The organism is Prevotella sp. S7 MS 2, assembly GCF_000762865.1.
Classification (GTDB): Bacteria; Bacteroidota; Bacteroidia; order Bacteroidales; family Bacteroidaceae; genus Prevotella.
The window spans coordinates 1-3,700 of record NZ_JRPT01000102.1 but is presented as its reverse complement, the minus strand read 5'-3'; the positions used below and the strand labels follow the sequence as shown (position 1 = coordinate 3,700).

Below are 3,700 nucleotides of genomic sequence, written 5' to 3'. Positions count from 1 at the left end.
TTCTGTAGTAATAGTATTTGCACTGTCATCTCATTCTTTTCCGCCATATAGTAAACGTCCTTGTCCGTCAACACCTGTTTGATAAGGGTTGATTTCCCCAAACGTCTCCGTCCATATATTACGATAAAACTACTATGTGGCTTCTCTAATTGTCTGCGCAAACGGGCTTGTTCATCTACTCTATCAACAAAATCCATAATAATTATTTTAAAAATGATTATTTCAAAAATGTTTTCACAAAAATACAAGATATTATTGACTTTATCAAGTTTTTCTTAAAGTAATCTTGTCGCATGAATGCTTTTTTATTTCTCTTTATATCTGCCTATCACTACATTATAAACTAATAATATGAAATTACTGCAACACTGCTTCAGTATTACTGCCAAGTCATTTCAGCATCGCTGCAAAAGCCAAACAGCAATGTTGCCTCGCCCCTGCAGTCTGGTAGTAGACAAACTAACAAGTAGATAACTTGATGAGTTTGCACACAAAAAGTGAGAAATAAAAAGTGGAGAGTAAGGAGTTTTAAAAGCTAAGTGTATTAAATTACTATGAAAAACAAATGGTTTGGCTCAATCAGACCAAACCATCCATATGGCGTTTGAGTTCTTTTAATTGGTCGCGTACAGACATCAGAGACTCCAATACCTCGGCAGTCTTCTCTACACCCTGCCTGTTTTCATTCAACATCTTACGAGCGGCAGCAAGCTTAAAGCCCCTCACCTTCACAAGATTGTAGATAATCTTAACCTGCTCTATGTCTTTTTCGGTATATTGACGCACCTTAGTTGCCGACTGAGTCTTAGGACGTAGGCGCGGAAACTCGGTTTCCCAATACCGCAATGTACTCTCATTGATGTCGAACATCTGTGCTACTTCTTTGATAGAGTAATACAGCTTAAGATTCTTATTTAGATTCAGTGCCATGCTTTTAGGTGTCCAATTAGTAAAACATTAACCGATTTTATTTGCAAAAATACGCAAAACTCGGTATCTTTGCAAATGTTTTTCCAATGAATTAAATTTAAAGTTATATAAGATGATGACAGCAAATGAGATCCGTGATTCGTATAAAAAGTTCTTCGAATCAAAAGGACACGTCATTGTACCGTCCGCTCCTATGGTGATAAAGGACGACCCTACCCTCATGTTTACGAATGCTGGAATGAACCAGTGGAAAGATATTATCCTCGGAACCAAGCAGCCCGACCCACGTAGACGTACCGACTCACAGAAGTGTCTACGCGTAAGTGGCAAGCACAACGACTTGGAAGAGGTGGGACACGACACGTACCACCACACCATGTTCGAAATGTTGGGCAACTGGAGTTTTGGTGATTACTTCAAAGAAGAAGCTATCGACTACGCTTGGGAATACTTGGTAGACGTGTTACATCTAGACCCTAAGGATCTATATGTAACTGTATTCGAGGGCTCACCCGAAGATAATATCCCCCGCGATGACGAAGCTGCCGGTCATTGGGCAAAGCATTTACCTGCCGACCACATCATCGATGGCAACAAACACGATAACTTTTGGGAGATGGGCGATACCGGTCCATGCGGTCCTTGTTCTGAGATTCACGTAGATTCTCGTCCTGAAGAGGAGAAAGCAACGGTTCCCGGACGCGAATTAGTAAACCAAGACAATCCCCAAGTCATTGAGATTTGGAACATCGTATTCATGCAGTTTGCTCGCAAATCTGACGGTTCACTGGAGTCATTGCCTATGCACGTGATTGATACCGGTATGGGATTCGAACGCTTAGTACGTATGTTGCAAGGCAAACATTCCAACTACGACACTGATATTTTCCAACCTATCATCAAAGAGATTGAACATCTATCTGATTTGAAATACGGTAGTAAGGAAGAAATCGACGTAGCTATGCGCGTTATTGCCGACCACTTGAGAGCCGTAGCGTTCTCTATTGCCGACGGCCAATTACCTAGTAATGCCAAAGCCGGATACGTTATCCGACGTATCTTACGCCGTGCCGTACGCTATGCTTATACTTTCTTAGGACAGAAATCTGCTTTCATGTTCAAGCTGATACCCGTTCTGGTTCGGGAAATGGGAGTTGCTTATCCGGAGTTACCCGCCCAGCAAGAGCTCATCGCTCGTGTCATCAAGGAAGAGGAAGACAGTTTCTTACGCACTTTAGAGAAAGGTATCAACCTGCTCAATGGCGATATGGAGGAGCTGAAAGCACATGGTAAAACCGAGCTAGACGGTGCAGAAGCATTCCGTTTGTTCGATACTTACGGCTTCCCTCTCGACCTTACAGAACTCATTCTACGCGAAAATGGCTACACAGTCGACGAGAAGCAGTTCGATGAAGAGATGCAGAAACAGAAAGCTCGTGCCCGTAATGCAGCTGTAGTAGAGAATGGTGACTGGGTTGTTTTGAAAGAAGGAGAACAGGAATTCGTAGGTTATGACTATACAGAATATGAATGTCGTATCCTTCGTTATCGCCAAGTGAAACAGAAAAAGAATACATTCTTCGAAGTCGTACTGAATCATACGCCGTTCTATGGAGAAATGGGTGGACAGGTAGGTGATACCGGTATACTTGTTTCAGAGGACGAAACGGTTGATATTATCGACACCAAGCGTGAGAACAACCAAAGCATTCACATCATCAAAGAGTTGCCTAAGAATCTCGAAGCCGACTTCATGGCATGTGTAGACATTGATAAACGCAACGCCAGCGCAGCCAACCACACGGCTACTCACTTGATAGATTACGCCTTGAAACAGGTATTGGGCGACCACGTAGAGCAGAAAGGCTCTTACGTAAGTGCCGAAACGTTGCGCTTCGACTTCTCACATTTCCAGAAAGTTACCGACGAAGAACTGCGCCAAGTAGAACGTATGGTCAACGAAATGATTCGTCAGGACTATCCACTTGACGAACATCGCGACACGCCGATGGAAGAAGCGAAGGCCATGGGAGCCGTAGCTCTGTTCGGAGAGAAGTATGGTGACAAGGTACGCGTGGTTCGTTTCGGTCCTTCTTGTGAATTCTGTGGTGGTATTCATGCCACAAGTACAGGACGAATCGGGCTGTTCAAGATTGTCAGCGAGAGTTCGGTAGCTGCCGGTGTACGCCGTATCGAGGCTTTGACAGGTAAAGCTTGCGAGGAAGCTGTCTATGCTTTGGAAGATACGATGAACGACATCAAGGCACTCTTCAACAACAGTAAGGATTTGAAAGCAGCTATCACGAAGTTCATCAGTGAACACGATAGCATGAAGAAAGACATCGAACGTTTCCAAGCACAGGCAGTTGAGAGACTCAAACAAGAAATTATTAAGCGTGCAGAGAATGTCAATGGCATTTCAGTAGTAAAAGCTGTCGTACCTTTGGAAGCTGCTGCTGCCAAGGATTTAGTATTCAAGATTCGTGAAGCTATCCCTACCCAACTAGTTTGTGCCATCGGTTCTACAGCCAATGATAAACCTATGTTGAGCGTCATGTTCAGCGATGACATGGTTAAAGACCACGATTTAAATGCCGGAAAGATTATCCGTGAGGCTGCCAAACTGATACAGGGAGGTGGCGGTGGACAGCCTCATTACGCACAAGCAGGCGGTAAAAGCCTCGATGGATTGCATGCTGCGGTCGATAAAGTCATTGAGTTGGCCAATCTATAATTAGATTATTGCAACATCAAAACACATATTAAGAAA

General features: G+C 43.5%; 3 protein-coding genes. 1 reads left to right on the top strand and 2 read right to left on the bottom strand.

Annotation, left to right across the window (positions count from 1 at the left end; translation table 11 throughout):
* Both HMPREF0671_RS11525 and HMPREF0671_RS11520 read right to left on the bottom strand, forming a co-directional pair.
* Positions 1–197: ATP-binding protein (locus HMPREF0671_RS11525; protein WP_036900902.1), on the bottom strand; the 197-nt coding region annotated here is incomplete at its 3' end.
* A 382-nt stretch (positions 198–579) separates the two neighbouring features.
* Positions 580–930, bottom strand: a complete 351-nt coding sequence (locus HMPREF0671_RS11520; protein WP_036900900.1) for a MerR family transcriptional regulator — start codon at positions 928–930, stop codon at positions 580–582.
* Positions 931–1,042: 112 nt separating this feature from the next.
* Between HMPREF0671_RS11520 and alaS the strand changes: the two genes are divergently transcribed.
* Positions 1,043–3,664, top strand: coding sequence for an alanine--tRNA ligase (gene alaS / locus HMPREF0671_RS11515; RefSeq protein ID WP_036900898.1), 2,622 nt, complete (start codon positions 1,043–1,045; stop codon positions 3,662–3,664).
* The last annotated feature ends 36 nt before the right edge of the window (positions 3,665–3,700 follow it).

Bases quoted from the DNA above. Each gene is read 5' to 3' on its own strand.
- HMPREF0671_RS11520 (WP_036900900.1), bottom strand. From the start codon at position 930: ATGGCACTGAATCTAAATAAGAATCTTAAGCTGTATTACTCTATCAAA.
- alaS (WP_036900898.1), top strand. From the start codon at position 1,043: ATGATGACAGCAAATGAGATCCGTGATTCGTATAAAAAGTTCTTCGAA.